Origin of the sequence: Devosia sp. (assembly GCF_036676215.1) — a bacterium.
Taxonomy (GTDB): domain Bacteria; phylum Pseudomonadota; class Alphaproteobacteria; order Rhizobiales; family Devosiaceae; genus Devosia.
Window position 1 is genome coordinate 1 of record NZ_JAKFDJ010000054.1, and the last position, 2,171, is coordinate 2,171.

At 64.8% G+C, this 2,171-nt stretch carries 2 protein-coding genes; both read right to left on the minus strand.

Annotation, left to right across the window (positions count from 1 at the left end; translation table 11 throughout):
• On the minus strand, nucleotides 1-1,482 hold a 1,482-nt coding region (locus tag V6M52_RS05400), incomplete at its 3' end, for a TonB-dependent receptor (protein WP_332700227.1).
• Nucleotides 1,483-1,542: 60 nt separating this feature from the next.
• On the minus strand, nucleotides 1,543-2,031 hold the full coding sequence (locus tag V6M52_RS05405; RefSeq protein WP_332700229.1) for a nuclear transport factor 2 family protein: 489 nt from the start codon (nucleotides 2,029-2,031) through the stop codon (nucleotides 1,543-1,545).
• Nucleotides 2,032-2,171 lie beyond the last annotated feature (140 nt).

A 2,171-nucleotide genomic window follows, 5' to 3' on the forward strand; every position in this document is an offset into this window, starting at 1 on the left:
GTGGGTGTAGCGCGCGCCCACGGTCAGTTCCCAGGCGTCGTTGATCTTCCAGATCGCCTGGCCGAAGCCGGCGAAGGTGGTGCCGTCGGTCTGGGACAGCTTGCGCAGGGTGATGTAGCGCAGCCCGGCCGGGGCCGTCGGATCCTCCAGGGCGCCCGGGAAGATGATCTGCTGGTCGAAGTTCAGCTTGGTGTTCTGGTAGTAGACGCCGACCATGAAGTTGAGCGGCGAGTCCAGCTGGGTCTGGGCGCGGATTTCCTCGGAGAAGGCTCGGTATTCCGACCGCTCCGAACCCCAGGTGCCGCCGTTGGCCGCGCCGGTGAAATCGTAGTCGCCCAGGAAGTAGTTCACGAAGTGGTGGAAGCCGGTGACGGCCGTCAGGGACACCGCGTCGGTGTTGTAGTCGGCGATCCCGGTGAGGGAGTAGGAGTCGTAGTCCTGGTAGAGCTCGCCGCCGTGACGGCCGAGCAGCGAATTGGTGGCCGCGATATCGGCGGGCACGTCGTTCTGCTGGATCTTCCAGTTCTTGTCGCAAGCCGCCCCGGGCTGAACCTGGGCCGTACCCTTGGGGCACGAGACCATCTCATTGTTCCAGGTGGCGTCGGTGACCCGGTAGCGATCGACCGCCGCCTTCAGCGTCAGGCTGAACTGTTCGCTGGGGATCCATTGGGCGGTGAGGCGGGCCACGATATCCCGCTCCCCGGGAATATCCTTCTGGGGCGCGGGCGAGGCGTGCGGGGTCGCCGCGAAGGTGTTGACGTTCAAGGTGGTCAGCGAGGTCGCCGGCGCCAGGTTCTCGACATAGCCGCCCTGCATGTTGGAGGCCCGCACGGCCAGGCGCATGCCGAAGGTGTCGGTGATCGGGCCCGAAACCATGGCCTCGATGGCAGGGGTCTTCGAGTTGAACTCATAGGAGAGGCGGCCGAGGGCCTCGAACTCCGAACCCGGATTGGCGGAAGTGAAGGACAGCACGCCGGCGGTGGCGTTCTTGCCGAAGAACAGGGCCTGAGGTCCCTTCAGAACCTCCACCTGCTTCATGTCGAAGAAGCCCTCGTTGATGATCCGGCCCTGGCCATAATAGACCCCGTCCACGTTCACCGCGACCGACTGCTCGATGCCGATGCTGGTGAAGGACGAGCCGATGCCGCGCAGGCTGATGGTGGCGCCGCTGCCGCTGCTGCCGCGGGTGACCGAGAGCTGGGGCATGGTCGCGGCGATCTCCTCGATGGACCGCAGCGCGAAGTGGTCGAGCTGTTCGCCGGAGATGGCGGTCACCGCGACCGGGATGTTTTGGATGTTCTCGTCGCGCTTGCGGGCGGTGACGATGATCTCCTCCAGCGCCGTGGCGGCCGGGGCCTCGTCGGCCAGGGCCACGGCGGGACTGGCCGCCAGGAAGGCGACGGTCGAGGCCGAAAGTAGCAGCGCCTGGGCGCGGCCGATTGATCCTAGTCGTGTGCGCTGGGCGCCTGTGTTGCGGGTCATTGTGGTTTCCTCCCCCTGAATTTTCTTGTGTTCGTCGGTCGCCGCGGTCGCGCCGCGCCGTTAGTCGAAGGTTGGTGGGAATGGACGTCCGAGCTGTTCGCCGATCCGGGCGCCGCCGTATTCGCCGGCGGAGATCAGCTTCAGCCGCGAGATGCGCCAGCCGGCCGGCGTGCGCACGAAGCGGTTCTCGTAGCGCCCCCAGCGGTGGCAGTCGGCGGTGGCCGGAAAGCCCGTGAAGCGCTGCCACGAGTACATGTAGCTGTGGAAGGTGACCTGGTCGGGCGTGTCGAACCGGATCTCGGCGTTGCTGATGTGATGGCTGCCGCTGACGGTGACCCCCAGGGCGTCGCTCAACATCTTGCCCAGCTGCGCCTTGCCACGGAGCGTGTACTCGTCGCTGCCGGGCACGAAATTGGCGACACAGTCGTCGACGAACAGCGCCACCATCGACGCTGGATCGAGGTTGTCGGCATGCCGGCAATACTCGTACATCGTCTCAAGTATGTCGACGCGGTCCTTGAGTTCTTGAATCGTCTTTTCCAAAGACACGTCTTTCTCTCCCTGAGTTGAGACCCTTCTACGAGGGCTTCAATTCGTTCTTTATCTGATCTTGAGCCATACCGATTTCAGCTCGGTGTAGTGATCGATCGACGCCGCGCCGAGGCTGCGGCCGTAGCCGGATTGCTTGA